We start from the raw sequence: 25,702 nt of genomic DNA, 5'->3' as shown, positions 1-25,702 counted from the left end.
AAACAAAATATGAAAAAGCAAACAACAGAAAGGATTTCTGCCGGTTATACATGGCCGGCAGAGATATGGCCTGCACTGACAGTTCTTTTGTTATTAACCACATGGCAGGCGGCAGGCAGCAGTGGAATTATTCCCAAATTTATGCTGCCCACCCCGGTGGATGTGGTAAAAGCTTTTATTTCAGATTTTCCGCTTTTGATGAGCAACGCAAAGGTGACACTTGTGGAAGCTTTCATCGGTCTTGGAATGGGAGTGGCTGTGGGCTTTGTGATAGCAATGCTGATGGATCGATTCGAAAAACTATACCAGGCCTTTTATCCCCTTATTGTTCTTACACAAACAATCCCCACGGTTGCTATAGCCCCTCTTTTGGTGCTTTGGTTCGGCTACGAAATGCTGCCCAAGGTTATTTTAATTGTAATTACGACCTTTTTCCCGATTACAGTAAGTCTTCAGAATGGCTTCAAGTCTGCAGACAAGGAAATGATCAGTCTGATGCGCTCCATGGGGGCATCCAAAATACAGGTTTTCAGATTAGTTAAATTTCCGGGGGCTCTTGGGCAGTTTTTTGCCAGTCTCCGCATTTCGGCATCCTACGCAGTAGTGGGTGCGGTGATTTCAGAATGGCTCGGAGGCTTTAACGGGCTTGGAGTTTACATGACCCGGGTAAAGAAAGGATTTTCATTTGATAAAATGTTTGCGGTGATTTTCCTTATATCGGCCATCAGTCTGGCGCTGATGGGACTGGTCAATCTTGCACAGAAAAAATGTATGCCGTGGGAAGAGAGAAAGTAGAGATACTTTGAGAGGAGAAGAACTAAATGAAAAAGAATATATTATCTGTGCTGCTGGCTGCTGCTTTGGCCGGAAGTATGGCGGGGTGCGCAATGAAGGAAAAGCCATCGAGTGACTTACAAAAGATCACATTTGTGCTAGACTGGGTTCCGAATACGAATCATACAGGAATATATGTGGCAAAGGAAAAAGGATACTTTGAAGATGAGGGTCTGGATGTGGAGATTGTACAGCCTCCGGAGGACGGTGCGGAAATGCTGGTGGGGGCAAAAAAGGCTCAGTTTGGTATTTCCTCTCAGGATGGCCTGATGCCTGCATTAATCGGGGATAATGCCATACCCGTGGAAGCAGTGGCAGCGGTTGTGCAGCACAACACATCGGGAATTATTTCCCGAAAAGGCGAAGGAATGGACAGACCTAAGGGATTGGAGGGTAAAAAATACGCTACCTGGGACAAGGACCTGGAAAAAGCAATGATAAAAAACGTGATGGAAGAAGATGGCGGGGAATTCAGCAAAGTGGAACTGATACCGAGTACTGTGACGGATGAGGTGTCGGCATTGGAGAGTAAATCTGTGGATGCTATCTGGATTTTCTACGGCTGGACAGGCATTGCCTCAGAGTTGGCAGATTTCGGCACCGATTATTTCGCATTTAAAGATATTAAGAGTACCTTTGATTTCTATACACCGGTTATCATTGGAAATACAAATTGGATGAATGAAAATCCGGATACGACAAAAGCTTTCTTAAACGCCACAAAAAAGGGCTATGAGTTTACAATCAACCATCCGGAGGAAGCAGTGGATATCCTTAGTAAGGCAGCCCCTGAGCTGGATAAGGAGCTGATAGCAGCAAGCCAGGCTTATTTAAATGAACAATATAAGGCAGAGGTAGAGCAGTGGGGATATATAGATCCGGACAGATGGAATAGATTTTACAACTGGATAAGTGAAAATGATCTGTCTGAGATAAGGATTCCTGAGAACACTGGGTTTACCAATGCCTATCTGGAATAAGAGCCAAACACTAAGGGGGTGGTGAAATGACGAAATTGATTGTAAACAATGTAACGCTTTCCTATGAAAAACAGCCCGTAATAAAAGACATTTCTGTTGAACTCCACGAAAATGAACTGGTCTGTCTTCTGGGCGCCAGCGGTGGAGGAAAGACAACTCTGTTCAATGTAATTTCCGGTTTGCATTTGCCGGATAAAGGAAATGTGATATTAAATGGGACAGACATTACCGGACAGCCAGGACATATCAGTTATATGCTACAAAAGGATTTGCTTCTGCCTTATAAAAGCATTGAAGATAATGCCGCTCTGCCCCTGCTGATTAAAGGTGAAAAGAAGAAAGCGGCCAGGGAAAAGGTAAACCCATATTTCAGGGAATTTGGACTGGAGGGCAGTCAGAAGAAATATCCTTATCAGCTCTCCGGCGGGATGCGCCAGAGGGCTGCCCTGCTTCGGACTTACATGTTTTCCCGGGATGTAGCCCTGCTGGATGAACCATTTAGCGCACTGGATACTCTGACAAAAAGCGATATGCACAGCTGGTATCTCGAGGTGATGGATAAGATTCATCTGTCAACGCTGTTTATCACGCATGATATTGACGAGGCAATCCTGCTGTCGGACAGAATCTATCTTATGACCGGCGTGCCGGGGCGGATAACATACGAGATTATTATTCGGGAAAAAAAACCAAGAAGAAAAGATTTTACATTGTCAGAGGAGTTTCTGGAATACAAAAGACAAATTCTCGGGAAATTATAAGACTTCCCCAATACATCTTCTAATACTAACGATTGAAGTTACGTGAAATTTGTGCTAAAATTGGAAACGCCGCAGAGCATTTTACGTTGGAAAAATACCCGGAAACTAGTGGAAATTTTGAGGCAGGCACATCATATTCTGGGTAAGATTATCGGAGGATAAAGGAAGAATGAAGAAAAAACCAGACAAAATAATGAGTCTGTTGCTTGACCTTGCGCAGAATATGAAAGAATGCGGGGAGTATTTCAGCAAATTTAAAATCAATTCCCCATCAGACTTGAAAGTCTTTTCTGAAAAAGTGAAAGATTTTGAGAGCGATGGGGACACCATTTTACATAAGATTAATGTGGAGCTAAACAAAGCGTTTATCACATCTATCGATCCTGAAGATATACTGACACTGGCAGAGAAAATGGATGATGTTGTAGATTGTATTGAAGAAACCTCTGCTTACTATTATATGTACCGCCTGACAGATGAGGACAATTATATGTCTGATTTCAGAATCCATATAGGGTTTTGCACCGCAGAACTATACACTGCCATTGATCTTCTTGTGCAGAGGCGGCTTAAGTGTGTCAGGGAGCACACCATCAATGTGAAGACCAGTGAAGAAGAGGGCGATACTCTGGAGCGCAAGGCTATCCGCAGTCTGTTTAAAAAATATTCCGATTCTATTAAAATTATTCAGTACAAGGATTTGTATCAGGTGCTGGAAGAGTCTGTTGACGCATGTCAGGCGGTTGCAAAGTCGCTTGATATTGTCATTATGAAGAATTTATAGGAGGCAGCACAGGATGGCTATTGTTATTTGTATTATACTGCTGGCTCTGCTATTTGATTTTATCAATGGGTTTCACGATACTGCGAATGCAATTGCAACAGCTGTATCTACAAAGGCCCTGACTTTGAAAAAGGCAATTATCATTGCTGCTGTTATGAATTTTATTGGGGCAAATGTTTCTACAAATGTTGCGCAGACGATTGCTACAGATATTGTGGATCTGAACCACATTTCTAATGCTTCCATGGTCATGATTGCAGCTATTTTATCGGCAATTATCTGGAATCTGATTACCTGGTATTTTGGAATTCCAAACAGCTCTTCCCATGCATTGATCGGAGCCCTGGCCGGTGCGGCGCTGGCGGATGCAGGTGCTTCTGCGGTGGAACTTAAGGGCTTGGGAAAGGTGGTTTTATTCCTGATCATTTCTCCTATTGCAGCCATATCAGTTGGCTATGTAGTGTTTTCCATTTTTAAAGTAATATTTGAAAAAGCAAATCTGGGGAAAGCAAATTTTATTTTCCGCAGACTTCAGATATTGACTGCCGCGGTACAGGCTTTTTCACACGGAACGAATGATGCCCAGAAATCGATGGGTATCATTACAATGGCACTGGTGGCACATGGGTATCTTGACAAGCTAGTAATTCCTCACTGGGTACAGATCTTGTGTGCGCTGGCTATGGCCCTAGGTACTTCTATCGGCGGATGGCGTGTTATTAAAACTGTAGGCACGCGGATTATGAAGCTGAAGCCTGTAAATGCTGTAGCGGCAGATGTTTCATCAGCCCTGGTCATTCAGGCGGCCACATATTTCGGAATGCCTGTAAGCACAACCCATGTGATATCTTCTTCTATTATGGGGGTAGGTGCCGCAAACCGGATAAAAGGAGTAAAATGGAGCACAGCCAAGACCATGGTGACAGCGTGGTTTACAACAATTCCGGTCACAATTATCATATCTGCGGGAATCTTTACCATATTTAGATTATTCTTATAAAAAAATCAGGGGCCTTTGCAAGCCCCCCATTTATTACAACAAATATATGCCATTTTCTAACGCACAGTCCATTATCTCCTTCGGCCAAATGGAAGACTGCACCTCACCGATATGTGCCTTGCGGAGATAGTACATACAGATTCTGGACTGCCCAATACCGCCTCCTACTGTATAAGGAAGTTTTGCTTCCAGGAGGGATTTCTGGAAGGGCAGGCTGGCGCGTTCTTCGCAGCCGGCAAGCTTTAACTGCCTTCTCAGTGCATCTTCATCCACACGTATACCCATGGAGGACAATTCAAGTGCGATGTCCAGAACAGGATAGTAGACGATAATATCTCCGTTTAATTCCCAATCATCATAGTCGGGTGCGCGGCCGTCGTGCTTTTCACCGGAGGCAAGCTCTTTTCCAATCTGGGAGATGAAAACTGCTCCTTTGGCCCTTGCAATACGGTGTTCTCTTTCCTTTGGTGTCTTGTCAGGGAACATCTCTTCCAGCTCCTGCGTTGTAATAAAGAAAATATCATCGGGGAGCAGAGACTCAATATAATTATAGCGTCTGGATATGTAATTTTCTGTTTCCTTTAAGGCACTGTAAACCTTCCGCACAGTGTATTCCAGAGTTTCTGTATTGCGCTCTTCTTTTGATATAATTTTTTCCCAGTCCCATTGATCTACGTAAATTGAGTGAATGTTATCGGTATCCTCGTCACGGCGGATGGCACTCATGTCTGTATACAGACCTTCACCGGAGTGAAATCCATAGTGTTTCAGTGCATACCGCTTCCATTTTGCAAGAGAATGAACAATCTCCGCCGGGGCATCTTCCTGTTCCTTAATTCCAAAAGACACGGGGCGTTCCACTCCGTTTAGGTTGTCATTGAGTCCTGATTCGGGGCGCACAAAAAGCGGCGCAGATACACGGGTTAAATGAAGCGCTTTTGCAAGAGAACGTTCAAAGTGATCCTTGAGTTCTTTAATGGCAACTTCAGTTTCCCGTATGGTAAGGGGAGAGTGGTATCCCTGGGGAATTGTCAATTGTTCCATAGTATAAGCTCCTTTTATTTTGTCCCAGTCTGACTGCATAAATGTACGATAAAATACAGAAAAACTGCTGATGTTCCTATTTTACAGTTTGACGTGAAAGAAGTCAATGTTCTTCTTACAGCTGATATTTCCGGACACAGTACCAAAAGTAAACTGAAATTAATTCTGTGAAGAACAGAAAAAAATATTAAATAACAGATAACTTTATTATAATTTCTTACATATGTTGCGGGCGTCTGGGTGAAGTTATATAATAGAGGTACAAGTAAGTAAAAGAAAAGAGGGTTTGCTTATGAAGATAGACATGCATTGTCATGTAAAGGAAGGCTCCATTGACAGCAAAGTAACCGTGGATGAATATATCACTCTTTTAAAAAAGAAAGGTTTTCAGGGAATGATTATTACAGACCACAACACATATAAGGGTTATCGCTACTGGAAGAATAATTTGAAGGGGAAAGTCCATACCGACTTTGTTGTGCTGAAAGGAATCGAATATGATACAAGAGACGCCGGACATATTCTGGTGATTATGCCGGAAGGAGTGAAGATGAGGATTCTCGAGATGAGGGGACTACCGGTTTCTGTATTGATTGATCTGGTACACCGCAACGGGGGAGTTCTCGGACCTGCCCATCCCTGTGGAGAAAAGTATCTAAGCATCACGAATACCAAGCGGTTTTACACAAACCCGGAGGTAATGAAGAGGTTTGACTTTGTAGAGGCTTACAACTGCTGTGAGTCGGCAGCTTCTAATGCGGGTGCACGAAAACTGGCTGAAAAATATGATAAAGTCACAGTGGGAGGGAGCGATGCTCACAAGCCGGACTGTGTGGGACGAGCCTACACAGTTATCCCCGAGCCTGTCACATGTGAGACAGAGCTGATTTCTATGATTCACAAAAAGAACAAGTTTGAGACAGGCGGGACTTTGTATAACAAGACAACAAAGGAAAAGATGGGAAAGGTCAATAAGGTTTTAGTATATTCTTTCTGGCTATACAATAAAGGTGGGGAGCTGCTCAAACGCCACGGAAGAAATGAGAAAATAGAAGTAGAGAATCCGATTGACCCCATTGATCCTATTGAAATGTACTATACAGGAGGGTAGAATTTTTTTCTGAGTGTAACCGCACTGCGCAATCCATGGATGGGGAAAGCAGATCGCAGTAAAGACACATGCAGAGCTTTATTTATATGGAACACCTTAAAGGAGCCGGAATTATCCTATTCCTGGCTCTTTTGCTTTATATTGCCTGGACAGATTATAAAACGAGAAGAATACCGGATAAATATACGGTGGCTCTGTTGCTTTGGGGTATTTTGTGGGCAGGCTTTTATCCGGCACTTTCCATGCCGGACAGGATGGCAGGAGGGGCTGTAGTCAGTGGAATTTTATTAGTCCTTTCTCTGATCAGACCAGGATCCTTCGGAGGGGGAGACATTAAGCTGATGGCGGCCACCGGATTTTTGACGGGTTTAAACCTGAATATATGGGCTTTTGTGCTGGCTGTACTGACAGCTGGGATTTATGTCTGCCCCAAACGGCCGTCTCCCTTGTCTGCGAACCGAAAAAGTGGAAAACACAGTTTTGCTTTTGGTCCCTTTTTGTGTGTGGGTATAATCGCGTCTATATTATTTGGTAATTACCTGACAGACTGGTTTTTGTATAAATAGTGTACTTATGCCTAAGAGGAGGCCGCCTTTCGGTATTGTCCTGGAGTCTGGGCATATTTGCGTCTGAACAGCCGGTTAAAGTAGGAGAGGTTGTCAAAACCGGTCTGAGACGCAATCTCCAGTATAGAATCTTCCGTTGTGACAAGAAGGCGGGCTGCCATTGTAAGCCGGTAATCGTTAAGATATTCTATGAATCCGGTTCCCATGTGGATTTTGAAAAACTTCATGAAATGGGATTTGCTGTAAAACACGACGTCGGCCATTTTCTCTACAGTTATGGGTTCTGCATAGTGTTCCTCTACGTATTTTAACAGGATTTTCAGCTTTTTTAGAGGCTTCTGTCTGGCCTTTTGCAAAGGTTCTTTGTTACCCTGTGCCGAAATCAGAAGAAAGAAGAACTGGAATAAGTAACCTTTTAATGCCAGCTGGTATCCCTTAGGTCTAGCCGCGCACAATTGATCAATGTGACTGATACATCCTAAAAGGCACGGATAATCAGTACAGGAGGGAGTGATAAAGGTTAGGACAGAGCATTCTGCCCGCAGCATGGGAGATATAAATTTATCGGCACAATAGTCATTTCCTTTTGTAATAAGTATTTCTGGTTTAAAAATGATATTTTCATACTCCATGACATTTTCAGCTCTTTGCTCAATGGAATGAAGCTGACCCGGCAGGACGAAGACCATATCTCCGGCAGTGACAGTTCGGGTCTCAAAATCCACCGAAACATAGCCCTGTCCCTTTTTAATGACAATCAGTTCTATTTCATCATGCCAGTGAAGTGGGACCACTGTAAAATCAAGAGGCATGGAGCAAAGATAAGTGTTATAAGGAAAGTTCATGTCTGTGTGTGATTTTCTTTCATGATAATTTTGATATTCTGCAATATTCATAGGTTTCCCCTGTCTTCTTTTGGTAATGATAGTATTGTACTATAACATAAGACTATCTTGCAAGAAAAGAGAAAGAAATCGTACTACACTATTTTACAGGTAGATAGGAGAAAGGAGTAAAGATATGGACATAAAAGAAAAGTTGCAGCAAAAACTGGGAAAAGAAATTGCCGGCGCATCAGATAAGGAGATTTACTATTCACTTTTAGAAATTGTACAGGAAATGGCCGGAGAAAAAGAGAGAGGCGGCGGTAAAAAGAAGCTGTACTATATTTCGGCTGAATTTCTGATTGGGAAACTTTTGTCCAATAATATGATTAACTTGGGGCTATATGATGAAGTAAGAGATTTGCTTGCGGAGAACGGCAAGGACATCTGTGAGATTGAGGAGGCGGAGCCGGAGCCTTCACTGGGAAACGGCGGACTTGGACGCCTGGCAGCCTGCTTTTTGGATTCTGCGGCTACTCTTGGACTCAATGGAGATGGGATTGGTTTAAATTACCATCTGGGCCTTTTTAAACAGGAATTTGAAAACAGATGTCAGAAGGAGGTTCCCAACCCCTGGATGGAGGAAAAAAGCTGGCTTATCAGAACAGAAGTGACCTATCCCGTTACATTTAAAGGGATGACCCTGAACTCAAGGATGTACGATATCGAAGTCACCGGCTATAACAACATCACCAATAAACTTCATTTGTTTGATGTAGAGACAGTGAATGAGGGGATTGTAGGAGATGGAATCACTTTCGACAAAGAAGACATTGCAAAAAACCTGACTTTATTTTTATATCCTGATGACAGCGACGAGGACGGAAGGCTGCTTCGAATCTATCAGCAATATTTTATGGTAAGCAATGGCGCAAGGCTGATTCTTGATGAATGTACGGCCAGGGGCTCTAATCTTTATGACCTGCCCGACTATGCTGTGATTCAGATTAATGATACCCATCCGACTATGGTGATCCCGGAGCTGATCCGCCTGCTGACAAAACGGGGAATGGAGATGGATGATGCCATTGATGTGGTGTCCCGCACCTGTGCATACACGAACCATACTATTTTAGCGGAAGCACTGGAAAAATGGCCTGTTGAATATTTCAAAAGAGTGGTTCCTCAACTGGTTCCGATTATAGAAGTACTCGATGACAAGGTAAGGAGAAAATATGCGGATGAGAAAGTCTATATTATAGATGCAGCCGATACAGTCCACATGGCGCATATAGATATTCATTATGGTTTTAGTGTGAATGGTGTGGCATCGCTGCACAGTGAAATACTCAAAAAAAATGAACTGAACCATTTTTATAAAATATACCCTGAAAAATTTAATAACAAGACAAATGGAATTACATTCCGCCGCTGGCTGTTACACTGTAACCCTCTGCTGACCGGACTATTGGATGATGTACTGGGCACAGAATATCATCTGGATTCCAGCAAGTTGGAACAACTCATGAACTTCAAGGAAGATAAGGCTGTACTGGAGCGTCTGCTGAAAATCAAAAGGGAAAATAAAAAGGAACTCTGCCAATACCTTAAGGAAATGCAAGGAGTGGAATTGAACCCGGACTCCATATTTGATATCCAGGCAAAACGTCTCCACGAGTACAAACGGCAGCAGATGAATGCGCTGTATGTGATCCACAAATATTTGGAGATTAAGGCGGGAAGAGTCCCAGACATTCCTGTAACGGTGATATTTGGGGCAAAGGCCGCGCCTGCTTATGTGATCGCAAAAGATATTATCCACCTGATACTGTGCCTGCAGGAAGTCATTAACCAGGATCCAGAGGTAAACCCCTATCTTCAGGTTGTAATGGTGGAAAACTATAATGTAACCATGGCAGAAAAACTAATACCTGCATGTGATATCTCTGAACAGATTTCCCTGGCCTCCAAGGAAGCCAGCGGAACAGGCAATATGAAGTTTATGTTAAACGGCGCAGTTACTCTGGGGACCGAAGACGGAGCAAATGTGGAGATTCATCGCCTGGCAGGAGACGATAATATTTTTATATTTGGTGCTTCTAGCGATGAGGTTATCCGGCATTATGAAAATAAGGATTATGTTTCCAGGGATTTCTATAATAGAGATGAGGATATCAGAGAGGCGGTAGACTTCATTACCAGTGACAAAATGCTTGCAGTCGGAGATAAAGAAAGTCTAAACAGGCTGAAGCAGGAACTTTTGAACAAAGACTGGTTTATGTCCTTGCTGGATTTCGAGACATATGCAAAGACAAAAGAGAAGGCCCTGAAGGTTTATGAGAACAGAGAAGGATGGGCAAAGAAAATGCTGGTAAACATTGCAAAATCCGGTTATTTTTCTTCTGATAGAACAATAGAAGAATATAATCGGGACATTTGGAAATTATAAAAATATCAGGGGCAAAAAATACACTTGTACAATGTGCACAATAAAACGCATGAAAAATCGTGATGTTTAACAAAGTACCAATAAACGATTGCAATTGCTGCACAGCAGGTGTATATTAAAAATATGGTTTGGAAACGTTACCGAGACCGTTCCCAAACCCGGCGAAACTATTTAAGGTAATTAGAGGAGAGGAGAAGTGAGCTATGAAGATGAAGAAATTTTTAGCTGCTGCTTTGGCAGTTACGATGGTTGCAGGCCTTAGTGTCGGATGCAAAAGCAACAAGTCCGATTCATCAGATCAAGGTACAGTTTATTATCTGAGTTTTAAACCAGAGCAGGCGGAGCAGTGGGAGGCTATCGCTAAGGAGTATACCAAAGAAACAGGTGTAAAAGTAAAGGTTCAGACTGCGGCATCGGGAACTTATGAGCAGACGCTAAAATCAGAGATTGCCAAGAAGGATGCACCTACAATTTTCCAGGTTAACGGACCAGTTGGGTATCAGAACTGGAAAGACTACTGTGCAGATTTGTCCGATTCAGATTTGTATTCCTGGCTCAATGACAAGAGCATGGCAATTGAAGGCGAGGACGGCGGAGTATTTGCTGTTCCTTATGCAGTGGAGGGTTACGGCATTATTTATAATCAGGAGATAATGGACAAGTACTTTGCACTGGACGGCGCAAAAGTGAAATCTATGGACGATATCAACAACTTTGAGATATTGAAAGAGGTTGTTGAGGACATGACAGCAAAGAAAGACCAGCTGGGCATAGGCGGTGTATTTTCCTCCACCTCATTTTCGCCTGGAGAAGACTGGAGATGGCAGACACATCTGATGAATCTTCCAATTTATTACGAATATAAGGATGCAGACGTTTCGGATGAAGATGAGATTACATTTAAATATAACAAAGAGTTTAAGAACACTTTTGACTTGTATTTGCATAATTCTGTTACAGAGCCTTCTATGTTAGGTTCTAAGACAGTGGCTGATTCTATGGCAGAATTTGCTCTGGGAAAATCTGCCATGGTACAAAACGGCAACTGGGCATGGGGAGACATCAATGGAGTTGACGGCAATACAGTAAAAGAAGACAAAGTAAAATATCTGCCCATTTACACAGGTGTGGACGGTGAGGAAAAACAAGGTCTGTGCGTAGGCGGAGAGAACTATTTCTGCATTAACAGCGAGGCTTCGAAGGCTGATCAGAAAGCATCTCTCGAGTTCCTCCAGTGGCTGTTCGGAACCGATGAGGGAAAAGACAAAGTTACCAATGAACTCGGATTTATCACACCGTTCAACACATTTGAAGACGATGAGAAACCTACAGACCCACTGGCACAGGAAGTTATCCGCTACATGGAAAATAAAGATCTAACAAGTGTTTCCTGGGATTTCCAGACATTCCCCAGCCAGACATTCAAGGATAATCTGGGTGCGTCCCTTCTGGAATATGCTTCTGGAAGTAAGGAATGGAAAGCAGTAGTTTCCGATTGCATTGCAGACTGGAAGACAGAAAAAGAGGCAACGGCCGAATAAAAATAAACTAAGGGTGAGCGCAGAAATTCTGATCTGGCTCACCCTTACTGCACTAACTGTAAGAAAGGAGGAACATTATGCAGAAAACATATAAAAAATACTTTTGGATATTCGTACTCCCAACACTGATTGCGTTTATATTGTTTTTTGTAATTCCATTTGTATTCGGTATCGGATTATCATTTTGTAAGTTCACAACAGTGACAAATGCAAGATGGGTCGGACTGGATAATTATGTGAAGGCATTTTCCAATAAAGATTTTCTTAATGCGCTTGGATTTACGGTAAAGTTTACCGTTGTATCCGTTATCAGTATTAATGTAATTGCTTTTATATTTGCCTATGCCCTGACGCGAGGAATTAAGGGGACGAACTTGTTCCGCACTACATTCTTTATGCCGAATTTAATCGGCGGAATTGTACTGGGATATATCTGGCAGCTGATGATTAACGGAGTACTCTCCGGATTTGGGGCCACGATTACCACGGATCCGAAATATGGTTTCTGGGGGCTGGTGATTCTTATGAACTGGCAGCAGATCGGGTATATGATGATTATCTACATTGCGGGTATTCAAAATATCCCTACAGAACTGGTGGAGGCTGCCAAAATTGATGGTGCGACCAGGATGCAGGCACTGTTTAAAGTGACAATTCCAATGCTGATGTCTTCTGTTACAATATGCCTGTTCCTGACACTGACTAATTCGTTTAAGCTCTTTGACCAGAACCTTGCACTGACTGCGGGTGCACCATCCAAGAAGACCGCTCTGATGGCTCTTGACATTTTCACCACTTTCTACAATAGAAACGGGTGGGAAGGTGTAGGACAGGCAAAGGCAGTTATCTTCTTTATTATTGTAGGTGTTCTGGCACTGTCACAACTTTACTTCACACGGAATAAGGAGGTGGAGAATTAATGGCTGTTAAGAAAACAAAGCAAAAAAAAGTTCGAACAATGGAAGTCTCAAAAGAGACCGGAATCATAATGACCGTTATATTCTCCATTTTAGCTCTGGTGTTTATTTTTCCGATTGTTCTGGTATTTATAAACTCCTTTAAAAGTAAGCTCTATATCAGTGACAGCCCCTTTTCACTGCCTGACAGCCAAACCTTTGTCGGAATGAGCAATTATATAGACGGAGTGGCGAAAACAGGTCTGATTAAGGCGGCAGGATATTCTATCTTTATTACGGTATTTGCTGTTGCCCTGGTTGTACTTTTGACGGCTATGACAGCGTGGTGGCTGACTCGTGTAAAAGGCAGGCTGTCATCAGTTTTGTACTATTCATTTGTATTTGCCATGATTGTGCCGTTTCAGATGGTAATGTTTACTTTATCCAAGGTGACAGATACATTAAATCTGGGGAACCCGGCGGGTATTATTTTGGTATATGTGGGATTTGGCTCGGGACTCTCGGTGTTCATGTTCTCCGGTTTCGTCAAGTCCATTCCTATTTCTCTGGAAGAGGCTGCTATGATTGACGGCTGTACGCCTTTACAGACATTTTTTAGCGTGGTGCTTCCGGTACTGAAACCCACAGCCATTACAGTTGCAATCTTGAATGCCATGTGGATATGGAATGATTATCTGCTTCCTGTGCTTGTGATGGGAAGCGATTATCAGACTATCCCCATTGCTGTGCAGTATCTGCGGGGCGGCTATGGTTCTGTGGATATGGGAGCCATGATGGGAATGCTTGTTCTGGCAATCCTGCCGATTATTATATTCTATCTGTCCTGCCAGAAGTATATTATCAAAGGTGTGGCAGCGGGAGCGGTAAAAGGCTAGGTGCTGTGAACGTACGGAAAGAAAGGGGGAACTTTGATGCGGGAAAGTGGAATATTACTGCCGGTTTTTTCGCTGGCTTCGGAATATGGGATAGGATGCTTTTCAAAAGAGGCTTATGAATTTGTAGATCAGTTAAAGGCTGCGGGACAAAGCAAGTGGCAGATTCTTCCGCTGGGGCCGACAGGGTACGGAGATTCTCCCTACCAGTCTTTCTCCACATTTGCGGGAAATCCATATTTCATAGATCTGGAAACATTGATTCAAGATGGACTTTTGACAAAAAAAGAGTGTATATCTTATGATTTTGGAACAGAAGAAGACAGGATAGATTACGGGAAACTGTATTTGTCAAGATTTAAGGTGCTGTGGCAGGCATACAGACGGTTTAATCCTAAGGAAACTCGAGACTACCGGAAATTTCTAGAAAGAAGCCGAGAATGGCTGGACGAATACTGTCTGTTTATGGCACTGAAAAACAACCATAAAGGAGTAAGCTGGAAAGAGTGGGAGGCACCTTACCGAGACCGGCATCCAGATGCTCTTAAAAAGGCAGAAGAAGAACTGGCAGATGAAATTGATTTTTACCGTTTTCAACAGTATGAGTTTGACAGGCAGTGGACAAAACTTCACACCTATGCCAATGAAAATGGAGTACAGATTATCGGAGACATTCCAATTTATGTGGCTTTTGACAGCGCAGACACGTGGGCGAACCCGGAGCTGTTTCTGTTTGATGAGCAAAATAACCCTGCTGCAGTTGCGGGGGTTCCGCCGGATGGTTTTTCCAAGCTGGGACAGTTGTGGGGGAATCCCCTCTATGACTGGGAATACCACAAAAAGACAGGGTATGAGTGGTGGATGAGACGGGTAGATCATTGCCTGAAGCTGTATGACATGGTTCGGATTGACCATTTCCGAGGCTTTGACGAGTACTATGCTGTGCCCTACAAGGAAGAGACAGCAGTGAACGGAAAATGGATGCCGGGACCGGGAATAGATTTTTTTAAAGCTATGGAGAACAGGTTGGGCAAGCTTAATATTATCGCAGAGGATCTGGGGTTTCTCACAGACAGCGTATTGAAGCTGCTGGAGGAGACCGGTTTCCCAGGAATGAAAGTTATACAGTTTGCTTTCGACTCAAGGGAATCATCCAATTATCTCCCTTATACTTATACCCCCAACTGTGTTGTCTACACAGGGACGCATGATAATGACACGACACGGGGGTGGTACCATAATGCAGATAGAAAATGCCGTGACTTTGCCAAGGAATACCTGCATAAAAATGCACTAGATGAAAATAATCTGGCATGGGATTTCATAGCTATGGCCATGGGCAGCGTTGCCGAGCTCTGTGTAATTCCTATACAGGATTATCTTTGCAGGGACAGCGATGCCAGAATCAATACACCCTCCACGCTAGGTAATAATTGGGTGTGGCGGTTGAAAAAAAACGAAATTAGTGATAACCTTGTAAAAGAAATAGGTTGGATAACCCGGCTTTATGGCCGGGCACAGACTGGCAAAGAGAGCAGGTTTACATTACACTGTAAAGGCAGGAATCAGTATGGAAACAATTAAAGATATTGCAAAGATATGCGGTGTTGGAGTCAGTACCGTGTCCCGTGCCATCAATAATCATCCGGATATCAATCCGGAGACGAAAGAGATGATTATGCGGGTTATCAAGGAGCACAACTACTTCCCAAATAACAGCGCCAGGAATCTGAAACGTTCGGATGCAAAGGCGATTGCAGCTCTGGTAAAAGGCATTACAAATCCTTTTTTTAATGATATGATCGGCATTATTGAGCAGGAGACCCAGAGGAAGAAGTATTCTTTTATACTCCAGCGTGTAGAAGAAAATGAAAATGAGCTGGATGTGGCCATTCAGCTTGTGAAGGAGAAGAAGTTAAAAGGAATTATTTTTTTAGGAGGAATCATTACCCACTCCAGTGAAAGCTTTTCCCAGCTGGATGTGCCTTTTGTGCTCAGCACTTCCGACATTGTAAATGAAGAAGAAGGAAAAGCACCGCTGTGGTCCTCAGTGTCGGTAGATGATTTTGCCGAGAGCTATAAAATGACAGACTATTTATGCAAAGCAGGCCACAGAAAGATTGCTATTATAGCAGCCGGAAAAGAAGATGAAAGTGTTGGGAAACTCAGGTTTGAAGGATATCTGAAGGCCCTGGAGGACAATAACATCCGGCCTGACGATAGTATTATTCTTCACATGAACAGGAAAGAGGACAGCTATTCTATGGAGACGGGTTACCGGTTGATGAAAAAGCTTCTGAAAAAAAAGGACAGGTTTACAGCGGTGTATGCCATCGCGGACAGCCTGGCCATCGGAGCCTGCCGTGCTATTACGGAGACGAAAGCTGTGATACCGCGGGACTGTTCGGTGGCAGGCTTCGACGGCCTGGAAATTGGGACCTATTACACCCCTTCCCTGACGACAATCCGTCAGCCAGTGGAAGAGATGGCGAAGGTAACCATTGATTTGCTGTTTAATATTATCCGGAAGAACGGGCAGCACAAAAAGGTAGTACTTCCCGGAGAACTCCTTGTGAGAGAATCAACATGGGAAATATAGAAAAAAGGGGGGACACCCCTTTTTTATTTACGCTTTTCATTGAATTTTTTCCTGAATTCTTCTAACTGATGCTTATGTTTTCTGGATTCCATTTTTGGAAATGCTTTTACAAGACGGCGGCTGATTCGTGGTGTTTTATTCCCTAATTCCTGATAGCGGGATTTTAATTCTGTGATACGGCTGCTGATTTCTTCAGATACCTCCTGTCTCTTTCCAGACCATTCGGCGACAGTTTCCTGTGTCCGCTCACGCAATTCGGCAGCAGTTCCCTGTGTCCTTTCGCGCAGTTCTAAGGCGGCTCTATCCAGCTTTTGCCGGGGCACCTCGCTCTTTTCCATGGCGAAGACTACTTTTTCGTAGATATCCTCCCCAATCTGGTCGGAAATCTCGTGCAGCTCCCCGGCAATTTTTTCCATACTGGACAATCTCTTGTTGAATTTAAATATTGCGGAGGAAGTTACACAGAGGTCTATAAGCAAGATAACGCCAAGCACGGAAAGGAGCACAATGCCAAGAACCTGTGGAATGAAGGTGAGCAGTGTATGCAGCAAGGGGTGGACGAAATCCATGACGATTACACAGGCAACTCCCCACATAAGTGAGAAAGAGAGGCAGACATACCCCCCGATGTTGAGCGGCTTATCTGAATAATCCCACCATTTATTGTGAAAAATTTTATCCATGGCCCAGCCTGTGACGCCTTCCAGAAGTGTGACTACCACGACAGAAGATACATACAGAAGTATTAAATTTTCTTTATAAGGCTCCAGCAGTGCGACAACGACAGTGATTCCTACACCGTAAATAGGGCAGGCAGGACCATTTAGAAATCCACGGTTTACAAACTTGTGATTTACAACTGCGGCATAGCTGACTTCTGTACACCACCCTAAAAAACTATATATATAAAAATAAAGCAAAATGTAATAAATATGCATTGAAGTTATCCTCTCTCGTTCCTCGTACATCAATGTGCAAATGCAAGGAATTTTGTCAGTATGTTAGTATTCAATTTTCTCCAAAAACAGACCTTTGGGATCGCAGGGGACGCTGGGAGAATCATTTCCGGCCAAGATTGCCTCAATGCATTCTTTTTTGCGTTTTCCCAATCCAATGTCCAGCAGGGTGCCGATAATCACGCGTGCCATATTATGGAGAAAATCTTTTGCTTTCAGTGTAATCTGTATGCCCTCAGAGTCACCGCAGATTATAATATCATAAAGTTCCTTTTCAGTGGATTTATTCTTTTTTACAGTGGAAAAATTTTTAAAATCATGCTTTCCCACCAAGGAAAGTACAGCCTGCCGCATAACCGAAATATCAGGTGTCCGAAAGGCATAGTAAGTATATTTGCGGCCAAACACACTGGGTACTGTGCCTGTGGCGATATGATATACATAGGTAATTGACCTGGCATTTAACGCCGCATGGAATCGCAGGGGTACTTCTTCTGCCGATAGGACAGCAATGTCCATAGGAAGATACCGATTCAGGTAGTGCTGAATTTCATAAGGTTTCATATCCGATGTAGTCTTAAAGTTTACAACCTGACCATGGGCATGGACTCCTACCTCTGTCCTGGCTCCGCAGAACAATTCGACCTCCTCAGCAGTCATCTTATGAATGACTTGCAGCAGCTTATTAGATACAGTATTTACAGACTCGTCCTTGCCAAGGCGCTGCCAGCCCTGATAGCGGGAGCCATCGTATTCCAGAGTCAATTTAATGTTGTGCATAAAGGTATTCTCCTTTGTATGTAATCTGAACAGTTACCGATATTTATCTTACAATAAGAGAAAGATGAATTCAATAGTTGCTTTCTTAATGTGATTAATATTATGATGTAAGGGTCAAAGGGTATTTTGACCCTTGATACCTACAGATTGCTACGCACTTTGTGGTATCATATTATAATAAAAAAAATACTAACGCAGAATGGAGTTGTTAAAAGTGACAGAGGAGAGAAAGGTTTCCGATTCAAGAGTGGAGACGGTGCATATGGTGCGCCCCAATCATTTGAATGGGGCAGGGCGCCTGTTCGGCGGGACTTTAATGCAATGGTTAGACGAGGTGGCAGGATTGGTGGCAAAGCGTCATACGAGAACCAATGTTATAACGGCATCTGTGGACAACCTTAGATTTATACACGGGGCCTATCAAAGAGATGTGATTGTCATTATTGGTAAAATGACTTATGTGGGGAATACATCTATGGAAGTCAGGGTAGATACTTACGTAGAGAGCATAGATGGAATGCGAAGACCAATCAACAGAGCCTATTTCAGTATGGTTGCCATAGATGAAAATGATAAACCAAGACGGGTTCCACGGTTGATTCTGGAGTCAGAGGAAGAAAGAGCGGAGTGGGAAGCTGCGGAAAAGAGAAAAGAAATGCGCATGAGGCGGAAGGAAGAAGGCTTTTAAGCCTTCTTCTTTATAAGTGAGCGGACCATATTGATTGTCTGATCAATCTGTGCCTTCTCTTCTTTCGGCTTACCCTCTTTTAAGATTTCCAGTATTAAGGATATTTCATCTTCGGAAAAACGGACTCCTTTCTGGTTGGCGTTTGATATAAGTGCCAGCAAAACAGGAGCAAGATCTCTGCCGGACTTACCGTTGGTCTGTGAAGCTGCCATCTGAATCAGCTGAAGCTTGACGGGATCCAGATCCTTCATCGCCGGATTGTTCATCCATTCGTTCATTTACATCATCTCCTTCCTTCAAATCTTCTTTATTGGAATCCCCTTCAGTGGAAAACATACTATTGTACATCTGAAACATATCCTGCTGTTCGGGGGTGAGCATGCCCATTGCCATATCCATGGGATTGCCTTCTCCGGAGGAGGCAGTCTCCGGGTTATCTGTAAATGTGCGCATCACTTCCATCATATTCATCATATTCAAAAGTGTTTCTATCATCTCTGCTTCCCGGGGAGGAAGATATGGTTTTAGTTCCGTTAACATTTCCAGCGGGGAGGAAGACTGATTTTCATTCCGGCTCTGTGCCTGTAAATCATAATTTGATCCCTGAAAAAAGGATATGGTCTCCTTAAACTCCAGAAATTTGGCAAATATACCTAAAAATTTTTGGTTAGAAGCAGGAGTGTAAGGAAGGAAAAGTTTCAGCATCTGAAGCATGGGAGGATTCACCAGTTCATCAAAGGGTATCATTGGTTTGGACGGCTTCTTTTCCATAGGCACTCCTATTAATAACGTTGTAAATATATATGATTCAAAAGATGAAATTATGAAGATTGGTAAAGCTAAAATCGGGGATCCTAGATATATGATACCTGCGGATTGCTAAGCACTTTGTGTTCCCACATGCCTTTTTGACCCTGGTATCATATAATATAGTAAGGATAAGAAAGGCAATGGTGATATAAAATGAGAAGAAAGCTGATTATTGAAGGAAATGCAGTATATGAGATAGATGAGGAATGTATGTTGAGGAAACGAATGGACCACAGCGAGGAAGAGAAGAAAAAGAAAGAAAACAATAAGGAAGAGAATCGGAATCAGCCGGAATAAGGCAGAGAGTCTGGCTTGCCAGGCTCTGGCCGGATATGCGGTCGAATCAGAGGACTGGTTTAGTTTCAAAAATATACCCGGTACAGCTCGCTGCACCGGGATATTATTACGATTTTATTGCACTCAGAAGTTCTTCGAGTCCACCGACAATTAGCATCCGCCACTACCGAATCCGCCGCAGCAGCACAGCAGAACAATAATCCAGAGACAATTGTCATTACCAAAGCCGTTATTACCGCAGCCGCCGCCGCTATTACCGAATCCGCCTCCACAGCAGCACAGCAAAACAATAATCCAAAGGCACGAAGACATACCATTATTCCCGTATCCCCCACAACTATTGTCGCATCCGCAATTTGTAGCACTTAATTCACTCATGTTAAATCCTCCATATTATGTTTGATTACAGTTCATAATATGTGTTAGGAGGAAAAGTGTGATAAGATTTTAGAAAAAATTTTAAAGTAAGCAAAACCCGTTTCCATGAATACTATAGTAAAAAAGGTAATTATATGAAATGGGTAAAACAGACAGTAGGTTATTGGTGCGGAGACATCATATCTAATCGATATATGGGGCAGGGTGTTTGTATAGCTGTATTAGATACAGGCATTACTCTTCATCCTGATTTTGATAGAAGAATTATAGGCTTTCGGGATTTTATAAATTATAAAGAAGACATATACGATGACGGAAAACACGGAACCCATGTGTCAGGCATCCTGGCAGGCAGTGGGAAACTGTCGGACGGTGTGTATGCAGGCATGGCACCCAGGGCGGAAATTCTGATGGGCAAAGTGCTGGACAATAAGGGGAACGGATCTGTGAACACGGTGGTTGAAGGAATTGACTGGCTGCTGAATGTGCACAAAAAAACAGGGGTGCGGATCGTAAACATTTCTGTGGGGACTCAGCCTGGAGTAGAGAAAAGACAGGAAAACCGGCTGACAGATGCTGTGGAAAAACTATGGGATGCAGGACTGGTCGTTGTAGTGTCAGCGGGAAACTACGGACCCGGGGTGGGGACGGTAGCTGTTCCGGGAACAAGCAGAAAAGTTATTACAGTAGGGGCTCTGGCGGAGCGGGGTACAGCTGTGAGCAACAGAAGTGCCGGAAGAGAATGGAATTTTTCGGGAAACGGTCCTACCGGGGACTGCGTCGTGAAGCCTGATGTACTGGTGCCGGGGACAAATATTATGAGCTGCAATGGTGACTACACGAACCGTTGGCAAAAGCCTTATATTATGAAAAGCGGCACATCTATGTCAACGCCCATTGTATCCGGTGCTATTGCCTGTCTGCTCTCAAAATATCCGGACATGGATAATGTGGAGGTGAAACTGAAACTGAGAAGTTCCTGTGTCAGGACAATGTACGCTAGTCAGGGCTGGGGCTTGCTCAATGTGGGAAAACTTCTTTCTCCCTGATCTTTGATCTTCCCACGCAAATTTTGTTATGATTCAAATTCAAATAAAAAATCGATATAATTTTGTTACATTATTCTTTAAAGGAACGGCTGTCAAGAAAAAATACTTGACACCCGCTCCTTTTTTTAGTATAATAGCTGAGGTGATAAATGTGAATGAGATTTTAGAACATACATTATTATATGATTTTTATGGTGAACTTCTCACAGATCACCAAAAGGAGATTTATGAGCAGTTTATGCTGGAGGATTTATCTTTAAGCGAAATTGCCCAGGAGGAAGGAATCAGCAGGCAGGGTGTACATGATTTGATAAGACGCTGCCAGAAGATTCTGGAAGGATACGAGGCGAAGCTCCATCTTGTGGAGAAGTTCCTTTCTGTGAAAGAGAAAGTGCAGGAGATTAATGAGGTACTGGACGCTTATGAGAAGCAAGGTACAGACATTATCGAAATGGTCGGGGAAATCAGACGGATTTCTCATACAATAATAGAGGAGTTGTAGAATGGCATTTGACAGCTTAAGTGAAAAACTTCAGAATGTATTTAAAAATCTCCGCAGTAAAGGGCGGCTAACGGAGGATGACGTAAAGGCGGCACTCAAGGAAGTAAAGATGGCATTGCTTGAGGCGGATGTCAACTTCAAGGTAGTTAAGGGCTTTATAAAAGATGTACAGGAACGCGCGGTTGGTCAGGATGTAATGAATGGCCTGAACCCGGGGCAGATGGTAATCAAGATTGTAAATGAAGAACTGGTCAGATTGATGGGTTCAGAGACTACCGAGATTACATTACAGCCCGGAAGTGCTGTTACTGTTATTATGATGGCCGGTCTTCAGGGTGCCGGAAAGACAACGACGACCGCAAAGCTTGCCGGAAAGTTTAAGCTCAGGGGAAAGAAACCACTGCTTGTTGCATGTGATGTATACAGGCCTGCAGCGATAAAGCAATTGCAGATTAATGGAGAGAAGCAGGGTGTGGAAGTATTTTCCATGGGAGATAAGAACAAACCTGCGGATATCGCAAAGGCAGCATATGAGCATGCTGTGAAGAACGGCAACAACATTGTTATATTAGATACAGCCGGCCGTCTTCATATTGATGAAGACATGATGGCAGAGCTTCAGGAAATCAAAGAAGCGGTTACGGTGCATCAGACCATATTGGTAGTGGATGCAATGACCGGGCAGGATGCAGTTAATGTTGCAGGAAGTTTTCATGAGAAGATAGGTATTGATGGAGTAATTATTACAAAGCTTGACGGTGATACCCGGGGCGGCGCTGCATTGTCAATTAAAGCCGTGACAGGAAGACCGGTGCTTTATGTCGGTATGGGAGAAAAGCTCTCTGATCTGGAACAGTTTTATCCCGACAGAATGGCTTCCCGTATTCTTGGAATGGGGGATGTTCTGACCCTGATTGAAAAGGCAGGGGAAGAGCTGGACGAAAAAAAAGCTAAAAAGATGACAGAGAAGATGAAAAAAGCCCAGTTCGACTTCGAAGATTATCTGGAGAGTATGAGCCAGATGAAGAAGATGGGCGGTCTGTCAAGTGTGATGAACATGATGCCGGGGTTAGGCGGCATAGGCGGTGGTAAGATGCCTGACTTCGATTCTGAAGAAAATGAGAAGAAAATGTCACGGATGGAAGCTATGATTCAGTCTATGACGTTGGAAGAACGCAGCAATCCGGATTTACTCAATCCATCAAGAAAGCACCGTATTGCAAGAGGTGCAGGAGTGGATATCTCTGAAGTGAACCGCATGGTAAAACAATTTAACGAAGCCAGGAAGATGATGAAGAAGCTTCCGGGCATGATGGGTGGCAGAGGTGGTAAGAAAGGTAAGTTTAAACTTCCTTTTTGACCGGTAGTACTTAGCAAGGTTTTTTCGAGCTTAGCGAAAGGAACTACAATATAAATAAAAAAGAAAAGATGAGGTGAAAAAGATGGCAGTAAAAATCAGATTAAAGAGAATGGGACAGAAGAAAGCTCCTTTCTATAGAATCGTAGTTGCAGATTCCAGATCTCCAAGAGACGGTAAATTTATCGAAGAAATTGGAACTTATGATCCGAACATGGAGCCAAGCGTAATTAAGGTTGATGAGGAAGCCGCAAAGAAGTGGTTAAACAACGGAGCTCAGCCTACAGAAGTAGTAGGTAAAATCTTAAAAGCAGCAGGGGTTGAGAAATAAGCTGTTTTTGTGGAGGTGGCTTAGATGAAAGAATTAGTTGAAGTAATTGCGAAAGCATTAGTTGACGATCCTGACAGCGTTGTCGTTTCTGAGAGACAGGACGGCAAGACCACTGTGATTGAAGTACGTGTGGCCGACAGCGATATGGGCAAGGTTATTGGAAAACAGGGCCGTATTGCAAAGGCAATCCGCTCTGTAGTAAAAGCGGCGGCTGCCAAGGAAGATAAAAGAGTTGTTGTTGACATTGTGCAATAGCAGGACAAAGGGACAGCCTTTATGCAGCTGCATAAAGGGTCTGCCCTTTTCTTTTATATATTTATTGTTTGCGGAGGAAAAAGATGGAACAGTTTTTACAAGTAGGGGTTATTTCCTCTACCCACGGAATCCGTGGGGAGGTCAAAGTATTTCCCACTACGGATGATGCACTTAGATTTAAAAGACTAAAGAAAATCATTTTGAATACGGGAAAAGAACAGATTCCTCTGGACATAGAGAATGTAAAGTTTTTCAAACAGTTTGTTATCTTAAAATTCAAGGGAATTGATAATATAAATGATATAGAGAAATATAAAGGAAAAGGTCTTTTTGTAGACAGAGAAAATGCAGTCAGTCTGGAAAAGGGTGAATATTATATTGCTGATTTAATAGGCATGCAGGTGTTTACCGAAGAGGAAAAACTGGGTGTTTTAAAGGATGTACTTGAGACCGGTGCCAATGAGGTTTATGTGGTGGATTCGGATAAGTACGGTGAGGTACTGATCCCCGCCATACGACAGTGCATTCTTGATATTAATATAGAAGAGCAGGTGATGAAGGTACACCTGTTGGAGGGTCTGATTTCCTAGAAAGGGCAAAAGAGGCATGAATTTTCATATTTTAACACTATTTCCTGATATGGTAATGAACGGATTGAACACGAGTATTATAGGACGTGCCATCAGCAGCGGCCTGTTGTCTATTGAAGCTGTAAATATCCGTGATTATGCATTCAATAAGCATCAAAGTGTGGATGATTACCCTTACGGGGGTGGAGCTGGTATGCTGATGCAGGCTGAACCGGTTTACCTTTCCTATGAGTCAGTTGCAGAAAAACTGGAGAACAGAGCCAGAGTGATATACCTGTCACCCCAGGGGCAGACATTCACCCAACAAATGGCAGAAGAACTGGCACAGGAAGAGGATTTGATTCTTCTCTGCGGACATTATGAGGGCGTTGATGAGCGCGTGCTTGAGGAGATTGTAACTGACTATGTTTCTATAGGAGATTATGTATTGACCGGCGGAGAACTCCCCGCTATGGTCATGGTAGATACAATATCCCGCCTTGTGCCGGGTGTACTCCACAATGACGTGTCAGCCGAATTTGAATCCTTTCAGGACAACCTGCTGGAATATCCCCAGTATTCCCGTCCGGAAGAGTGGCATGGGAAAAAAGTCCCAGAAGTACTGCTCTCCGGACACCATGCAAATATAGAAAAATGGCGTCGGGAGCAGTCTCTTCTGAGAACAAAAGAACGGCGCCCAGATTTACTAAAAGGGGACTGACCCTTTTGGGCACCGTTTTCAGAATTGTTTTACAACATATCTTATATTCAATGTCATTTAGTTAAGCCTTTTCTAGATGAAAGCAGTATATCATATACTGTAAATCATTGAAACACTGTTTAGTTAAGAAAGCCCGCACGAATATTTTTGAATTTTGAACAAAAAGAACAGACTCTGAATTACAAAAAATAATTTTGCGTATACCAAAAAGACAGATTGTCAACCTGCCTAAAATAGAAGTATAATAGTGACGAGATTTAAGCGGCTCGATACATGAAATCCCTATTTCTCTTTGGACGGAGGTTGATAGGATATTTACGGTTGCCTCTGACTGGTGTCAGGTGCTTTTGTATGAGAAGCATGGTCTCTGTTTCGTCACTGCCATGTTTTAAATATGCTCTGCATATATTGACTGCGGTGGCGAAATTTATTTTATAAGTGTGTTTGGTATTATCCCTTGTTTTTACCACTGCATGAGCTGTTACCAGCTCACAGAAATTGTATAATATCATGCGTGCGTTGATTTCCTGAAGGATTCCATCATACTTACTGCTGTGCCAGTTGATCAGACCAATCGTATATTTAAGCTCTCGAAAACTTGTTTCCTCGCTCCATCTCATTCGATAAAGTTTTTTGATTTCTTCTAAAGGAAAATCTTGCTCAGAAAGATTGGTTGCAATACAAATATAGGTTCCGTTATCAAGAAGGATACGGACAATTCGAAATT

Annotated in this window: 30 protein-coding genes; 22 read left to right on the top strand and 8 right to left on the bottom strand. The window is 43.0% G+C overall.

Features of this window, described 5'->3' with window-relative positions:
• The first annotated feature begins 9 nt into the window (after window positions 1-9).
• The 5 genes from BN3456_RS06635 (at window position 10) to BN3456_RS06615 (ending at window position 4,359) form a co-directional block, all read left to right on the top strand.
• A complete protein-coding gene (locus tag BN3456_RS06635) occupies window positions 10-795 on the top strand; it encodes an ABC transporter permease (protein ID WP_089983357.1) in 786 nt (261 codons plus the stop codon).
• A gap of 26 nt (window positions 796-821) precedes the next feature.
• On the top strand, window positions 822-1,814 hold the full coding sequence (locus tag BN3456_RS06630; RefSeq protein ID WP_089983356.1) for an ABC transporter substrate-binding protein: 993 nt from the start codon (window positions 822-824) through the stop codon (window positions 1,812-1,814).
• A 26-nt stretch (window positions 1,815-1,840) separates the two neighbouring features.
• Window positions 1,841-2,575 carry an ABC transporter ATP-binding protein gene (locus BN3456_RS06625; RefSeq protein ID WP_089983355.1) on the top strand — a complete coding sequence of 245 codons (735 nt, stop codon included), beginning with the start codon at window positions 1,841-1,843 and terminating at the stop codon, window positions 2,573-2,575.
• 169 nt (window positions 2,576-2,744) lie between these two features.
• Window positions 2,745-3,359: a DUF47 domain-containing protein gene (locus BN3456_RS06620; RefSeq protein WP_089983354.1), complete on the top strand. Its 615-nt coding sequence runs from the start codon at window positions 2,745-2,747 to the stop codon at window positions 3,357-3,359.
• Between the two features lie 13 nt (window positions 3,360-3,372).
• Complete coding sequence (locus BN3456_RS06615) at window positions 3,373-4,359, top strand: inorganic phosphate transporter (RefSeq protein WP_089983353.1); 987 nt, start codon at window positions 3,373-3,375, stop codon at window positions 4,357-4,359.
• Window positions 4,360-4,392: 33 nt separating this feature from the next.
• On the opposite strand, the gene asnA is transcribed toward BN3456_RS06615, so the two are convergent.
• Window positions 4,393-5,403: an aspartate--ammonia ligase gene (asnA, locus tag BN3456_RS06610; RefSeq protein WP_089983352.1), complete on the bottom strand. Its 1,011-nt coding sequence runs from the start codon at window positions 5,401-5,403 to the stop codon at window positions 4,393-4,395.
• Between the two features lie 292 nt (window positions 5,404-5,695).
• Between asnA and BN3456_RS06605 the strand changes: the two genes are divergently transcribed.
• Both BN3456_RS06605 and BN3456_RS06600 read left to right on the top strand, forming a co-directional pair.
• Entirely contained in the window at window positions 5,696-6,514 is an 819-nt protein-coding gene (locus tag BN3456_RS06605) for a PHP domain-containing protein (protein ID WP_089983351.1), read from the top strand.
• A gap of 86 nt (window positions 6,515-6,600) precedes the next feature.
• Complete coding sequence (locus BN3456_RS06600) at window positions 6,601-7,080, top strand: prepilin peptidase (RefSeq protein ID WP_176699126.1); 480 nt, start codon at window positions 6,601-6,603, stop codon at window positions 7,078-7,080.
• Between the two features lie 11 nt (window positions 7,081-7,091).
• On the opposite strand, the gene BN3456_RS06595 is transcribed toward BN3456_RS06600, so the two are convergent.
• Complete coding sequence (locus BN3456_RS06595; protein WP_089983349.1) at window positions 7,092-7,976, bottom strand: helix-turn-helix transcriptional regulator; 885 nt, start codon at window positions 7,974-7,976, stop codon at window positions 7,092-7,094.
• A gap of 124 nt (window positions 7,977-8,100) precedes the next feature.
• Here BN3456_RS06595 and BN3456_RS06590 point away from each other — a divergent pair, with 124 nt between their 5' ends.
• The 6 genes from BN3456_RS06590 (at window position 8,101) to BN3456_RS06565 (ending at window position 16,282) form a co-directional block, all read left to right on the top strand.
• Window positions 8,101-10,353 (top strand): glycogen/starch/alpha-glucan phosphorylase, encoded by a 2,253-nt coding sequence (locus BN3456_RS06590; protein ID WP_089983348.1) that lies wholly within the window; start codon window positions 8,101-8,103, stop codon window positions 10,351-10,353.
• 203 nt (window positions 10,354-10,556) lie between these two features.
• Entirely contained in the window at window positions 10,557-11,894 is a 1,338-nt protein-coding gene (locus BN3456_RS06585) for an ABC transporter substrate-binding protein (protein ID WP_089983347.1), read from the top strand.
• A gap of 77 nt (window positions 11,895-11,971) precedes the next feature.
• Entirely contained in the window at window positions 11,972-12,814 is an 843-nt protein-coding gene (locus tag BN3456_RS06580) for a carbohydrate ABC transporter permease (RefSeq protein WP_089983346.1), read from the top strand.
• A complete protein-coding gene (locus BN3456_RS06575) occupies window positions 12,814-13,686 on the top strand; it encodes a carbohydrate ABC transporter permease (protein ID WP_089983345.1) in 873 nt (290 codons plus the stop codon). The genes BN3456_RS06580 and BN3456_RS06575 overlap by 1 nt, the downstream gene beginning before the upstream one ends.
• A 36-nt stretch (window positions 13,687-13,722) precedes the next feature.
• Window positions 13,723-15,267 (top strand): 4-alpha-glucanotransferase, encoded by a 1,545-nt coding sequence (malQ, locus tag BN3456_RS06570; protein WP_089983344.1) that lies wholly within the window; start codon window positions 13,723-13,725, stop codon window positions 15,265-15,267.
• Window positions 15,254-16,282 (top strand): LacI family DNA-binding transcriptional regulator, encoded by a 1,029-nt coding sequence (locus tag BN3456_RS06565; RefSeq protein ID WP_089983343.1) that lies wholly within the window; start codon window positions 15,254-15,256, stop codon window positions 16,280-16,282. Before malQ ends, BN3456_RS06565 begins: the two co-directional genes overlap by 14 nt.
• Before the next feature lie 23 nt (window positions 16,283-16,305).
• On the opposite strand, the gene BN3456_RS06560 is transcribed toward BN3456_RS06565, so the two are convergent.
• The gene (locus tag BN3456_RS06560) at window positions 16,306-17,220 is read right to left on the bottom strand and encodes a putative ABC transporter permease (protein ID WP_089983342.1); all 915 of its coding nucleotides are present in this window, start codon (window positions 17,218-17,220) and stop codon (window positions 16,306-16,308) included.
• A gap of 63 nt (window positions 17,221-17,283) precedes the next feature.
• Window positions 17,284-18,018 (bottom strand): tRNA pseudouridine(38-40) synthase TruA, encoded by a 735-nt coding sequence (gene truA, locus BN3456_RS06555; RefSeq protein ID WP_089983341.1) that lies wholly within the window; start codon window positions 18,016-18,018, stop codon window positions 17,284-17,286.
• 214 nt (window positions 18,019-18,232) lie between these two features.
• On the opposite strand from truA, the gene BN3456_RS06550 reads away from it, so the two are divergent.
• On the top strand, window positions 18,233-18,706 hold the full coding sequence (locus tag BN3456_RS06550) for an acyl-CoA thioesterase (protein WP_089983340.1): 474 nt from the start codon (window positions 18,233-18,235) through the stop codon (window positions 18,704-18,706).
• On the opposite strand, the gene BN3456_RS06545 is transcribed toward BN3456_RS06550, so the two are convergent.
• Entirely contained in the window at window positions 18,703-18,984 is a 282-nt protein-coding gene (locus BN3456_RS06545; protein WP_089983339.1) for a hypothetical protein, read from the bottom strand. The two genes, BN3456_RS06550 and BN3456_RS06545, sit on opposite strands and share 4 nt — an antisense overlap.
• Window positions 18,893-19,477, bottom strand: coding sequence for a hypothetical protein (locus tag BN3456_RS06540; protein WP_176699124.1), 585 nt, complete (start codon window positions 19,475-19,477; stop codon window positions 18,893-18,895). Before BN3456_RS06540 ends, BN3456_RS06545 begins: the two co-directional genes overlap by 92 nt.
• A gap of 192 nt (window positions 19,478-19,669) precedes the next feature.
• Here BN3456_RS06540 and BN3456_RS15865 point away from each other — a divergent pair, with 192 nt between their 5' ends.
• Window positions 19,670-19,813, top strand: a complete 144-nt coding sequence (locus BN3456_RS15865; protein ID WP_176699123.1) for a hypothetical protein — start codon at window positions 19,670-19,672, stop codon at window positions 19,811-19,813.
• Between the two features lie 150 nt (window positions 19,814-19,963).
• Here the strand turns inward: BN3456_RS15865 and BN3456_RS06535 are convergent, their stop codons facing one another.
• Window positions 19,964-20,191 carry a chorion class high-cysteine HCB protein 13 gene (locus BN3456_RS06535; RefSeq protein ID WP_089983338.1) on the bottom strand — a complete coding sequence of 76 codons (228 nt, stop codon included), beginning with the start codon at window positions 20,189-20,191 and terminating at the stop codon, window positions 19,964-19,966.
• A 134-nt stretch (window positions 20,192-20,325) separates the two neighbouring features.
• Between BN3456_RS06535 and BN3456_RS06530 the strand changes: the two genes are divergently transcribed.
• The 7 genes from BN3456_RS06530 to trmD all read left to right on the top strand — a co-directional run bounded on the left by BN3456_RS06530 (window position 20,326) and on the right by trmD (window position 24,975).
• Window positions 20,326-21,240: a S8 family peptidase gene (locus BN3456_RS06530; protein WP_089983337.1), complete on the top strand. Its 915-nt coding sequence runs from the start codon at window positions 20,326-20,328 to the stop codon at window positions 21,238-21,240.
• A gap of 151 nt (window positions 21,241-21,391) precedes the next feature.
• A complete protein-coding gene (gene ylxM / locus BN3456_RS06525; RefSeq protein WP_089983420.1) occupies window positions 21,392-21,742 on the top strand; it encodes a YlxM family DNA-binding protein in 351 nt (116 codons plus the stop codon).
• 1 nt (window position 21,743) lies between these two features.
• Window positions 21,744-23,102, top strand: a complete 1,359-nt coding sequence (gene ffh, locus BN3456_RS06520; protein ID WP_089983336.1) for a signal recognition particle protein — start codon at window positions 21,744-21,746, stop codon at window positions 23,100-23,102.
• An 82-nt stretch (window positions 23,103-23,184) separates the two neighbouring features.
• Complete coding sequence (gene rpsP / locus BN3456_RS06515; RefSeq protein WP_089983335.1) at window positions 23,185-23,430, top strand: 30S ribosomal protein S16; 246 nt, start codon at window positions 23,185-23,187, stop codon at window positions 23,428-23,430.
• Window positions 23,431-23,454: 24 nt separating this feature from the next.
• Window positions 23,455-23,685: a KH domain-containing protein gene (locus BN3456_RS06510; protein ID WP_089983334.1), complete on the top strand. Its 231-nt coding sequence runs from the start codon at window positions 23,455-23,457 to the stop codon at window positions 23,683-23,685.
• Window positions 23,686-23,768: 83 nt separating this feature from the next.
• Complete coding sequence (rimM, locus tag BN3456_RS06505) at window positions 23,769-24,275, top strand: ribosome maturation factor RimM (RefSeq protein ID WP_089983333.1); 507 nt, start codon at window positions 23,769-23,771, stop codon at window positions 24,273-24,275.
• Window positions 24,276-24,291: 16 nt separating this feature from the next.
• Window positions 24,292-24,975 (top strand): tRNA (guanosine(37)-N1)-methyltransferase TrmD, encoded by a 684-nt coding sequence (gene trmD, locus BN3456_RS06500; protein ID WP_089983332.1) that lies wholly within the window; start codon window positions 24,292-24,294, stop codon window positions 24,973-24,975.
• Window positions 24,976-25,232: 257 nt separating this feature from the next.
• Here trmD and BN3456_RS06495 read toward each other — a convergent pair.
• A partial coding sequence (locus BN3456_RS06495; protein WP_141654503.1) for a transposase occupies window positions 25,233-25,702 on the bottom strand: 470 nt, incomplete at its 5' end.

It is taken from the genome of Clostridium sp. C105KSO13, assembly GCF_001517425.1.
GTDB lineage: Bacteria > Bacillota > Clostridia > Lachnospirales > Lachnospiraceae > Muricomes.
The sequence above is the reverse complement of the archived record's forward strand: the minus strand, read 5'-3'. Positions and strand labels throughout refer to the sequence as shown.

Excerpts from the sequence above, each read along its gene's own strand:
- BN3456_RS06615 (WP_089983353.1), top strand. The coding sequence starts at position 3,373 with ATGGCTATTGTTATTTGTATTATACTGCTGGCTCTGCTATTTGATTTT.
- BN3456_RS06590 (WP_089983348.1), top strand. The coding sequence starts at position 8,101 with ATGGACATAAAAGAAAAGTTGCAGCAAAAACTGGGAAAAGAAATTGCC.
- BN3456_RS06595 (WP_089983349.1), bottom strand. The coding sequence starts at position 7,976 with ATGAATATTGCAGAATATCAAAATTATCATGAAAGAAAATCACACACA.
- truA (WP_089983341.1), bottom strand. The coding sequence starts at position 18,018 with ATGCACAACATTAAATTGACTCTGGAATACGATGGCTCCCGCTATCAG.
- BN3456_RS06630 (WP_089983356.1), top strand. The coding sequence starts at position 822 with ATGAAAAAGAATATATTATCTGTGCTGCTGGCTGCTGCTTTGGCCGGA.
- BN3456_RS06510 (WP_089983334.1), top strand. The coding sequence starts at position 23,455 with ATGAAAGAATTAGTTGAAGTAATTGCGAAAGCATTAGTTGACGATCCT.
- BN3456_RS06580 (WP_089983346.1), top strand. The coding sequence starts at position 11,972 with ATGCAGAAAACATATAAAAAATACTTTTGGATATTCGTACTCCCAACA.
- BN3456_RS06545 (WP_089983339.1), bottom strand. The coding sequence starts at position 18,984 with ATGAACGAATGGATGAACAATCCGGCGATGAAGGATCTGGATCCCGTC.
- BN3456_RS06530 (WP_089983337.1), top strand. The coding sequence starts at position 20,326 with ATGAAATGGGTAAAACAGACAGTAGGTTATTGGTGCGGAGACATCATA.
- BN3456_RS06625 (WP_089983355.1), top strand. The coding sequence starts at position 1,841 with ATGACGAAATTGATTGTAAACAATGTAACGCTTTCCTATGAAAAACAG.
- BN3456_RS15865 (WP_176699123.1), top strand. The coding sequence starts at position 19,670 with ATGAGAAGAAAGCTGATTATTGAAGGAAATGCAGTATATGAGATAGAT.
- asnA (WP_089983352.1), bottom strand. The coding sequence starts at position 5,403 with ATGGAACAATTGACAATTCCCCAGGGATACCACTCTCCCCTTACCATA.
- BN3456_RS06535 (WP_089983338.1), bottom strand. The coding sequence starts at position 20,191 with ATGAGTGAATTAAGTGCTACAAATTGCGGATGCGACAATAGTTGTGGG.
- BN3456_RS06635 (WP_089983357.1), top strand. The coding sequence starts at position 10 with ATGAAAAAGCAAACAACAGAAAGGATTTCTGCCGGTTATACATGGCCG.
- BN3456_RS06565 (WP_089983343.1), top strand. The coding sequence starts at position 15,254 with ATGGAAACAATTAAAGATATTGCAAAGATATGCGGTGTTGGAGTCAGT.
- malQ (WP_089983344.1), top strand. The coding sequence starts at position 13,723 with ATGCGGGAAAGTGGAATATTACTGCCGGTTTTTTCGCTGGCTTCGGAA.
- BN3456_RS06575 (WP_089983345.1), top strand. The coding sequence starts at position 12,814 with ATGGCTGTTAAGAAAACAAAGCAAAAAAAAGTTCGAACAATGGAAGTC.
- rpsP (WP_089983335.1), top strand. The coding sequence starts at position 23,185 with ATGGCAGTAAAAATCAGATTAAAGAGAATGGGACAGAAGAAAGCTCCT.
- BN3456_RS06560 (WP_089983342.1), bottom strand. The coding sequence starts at position 17,220 with ATGCATATTTATTACATTTTGCTTTATTTTTATATATATAGTTTTTTA.
- trmD (WP_089983332.1), top strand. The coding sequence starts at position 24,292 with ATGAATTTTCATATTTTAACACTATTTCCTGATATGGTAATGAACGGA.
- BN3456_RS06540 (WP_176699124.1), bottom strand. The coding sequence starts at position 19,477 with ATGGAAAAGAAGCCGTCCAAACCAATGATACCCTTTGATGAACTGGTG.
- BN3456_RS06620 (WP_089983354.1), top strand. The coding sequence starts at position 2,745 with ATGAAGAAAAAACCAGACAAAATAATGAGTCTGTTGCTTGACCTTGCG.
- rimM (WP_089983333.1), top strand. The coding sequence starts at position 23,769 with ATGGAACAGTTTTTACAAGTAGGGGTTATTTCCTCTACCCACGGAATC.
- BN3456_RS06585 (WP_089983347.1), top strand. The coding sequence starts at position 10,557 with ATGAAGATGAAGAAATTTTTAGCTGCTGCTTTGGCAGTTACGATGGTT.
- BN3456_RS06600 (WP_176699126.1), top strand. The coding sequence starts at position 6,601 with ATGGAACACCTTAAAGGAGCCGGAATTATCCTATTCCTGGCTCTTTTG.
- BN3456_RS06605 (WP_089983351.1), top strand. The coding sequence starts at position 5,696 with ATGAAGATAGACATGCATTGTCATGTAAAGGAAGGCTCCATTGACAGC.
- ffh (WP_089983336.1), top strand. The coding sequence starts at position 21,744 with ATGGCATTTGACAGCTTAAGTGAAAAACTTCAGAATGTATTTAAAAAT.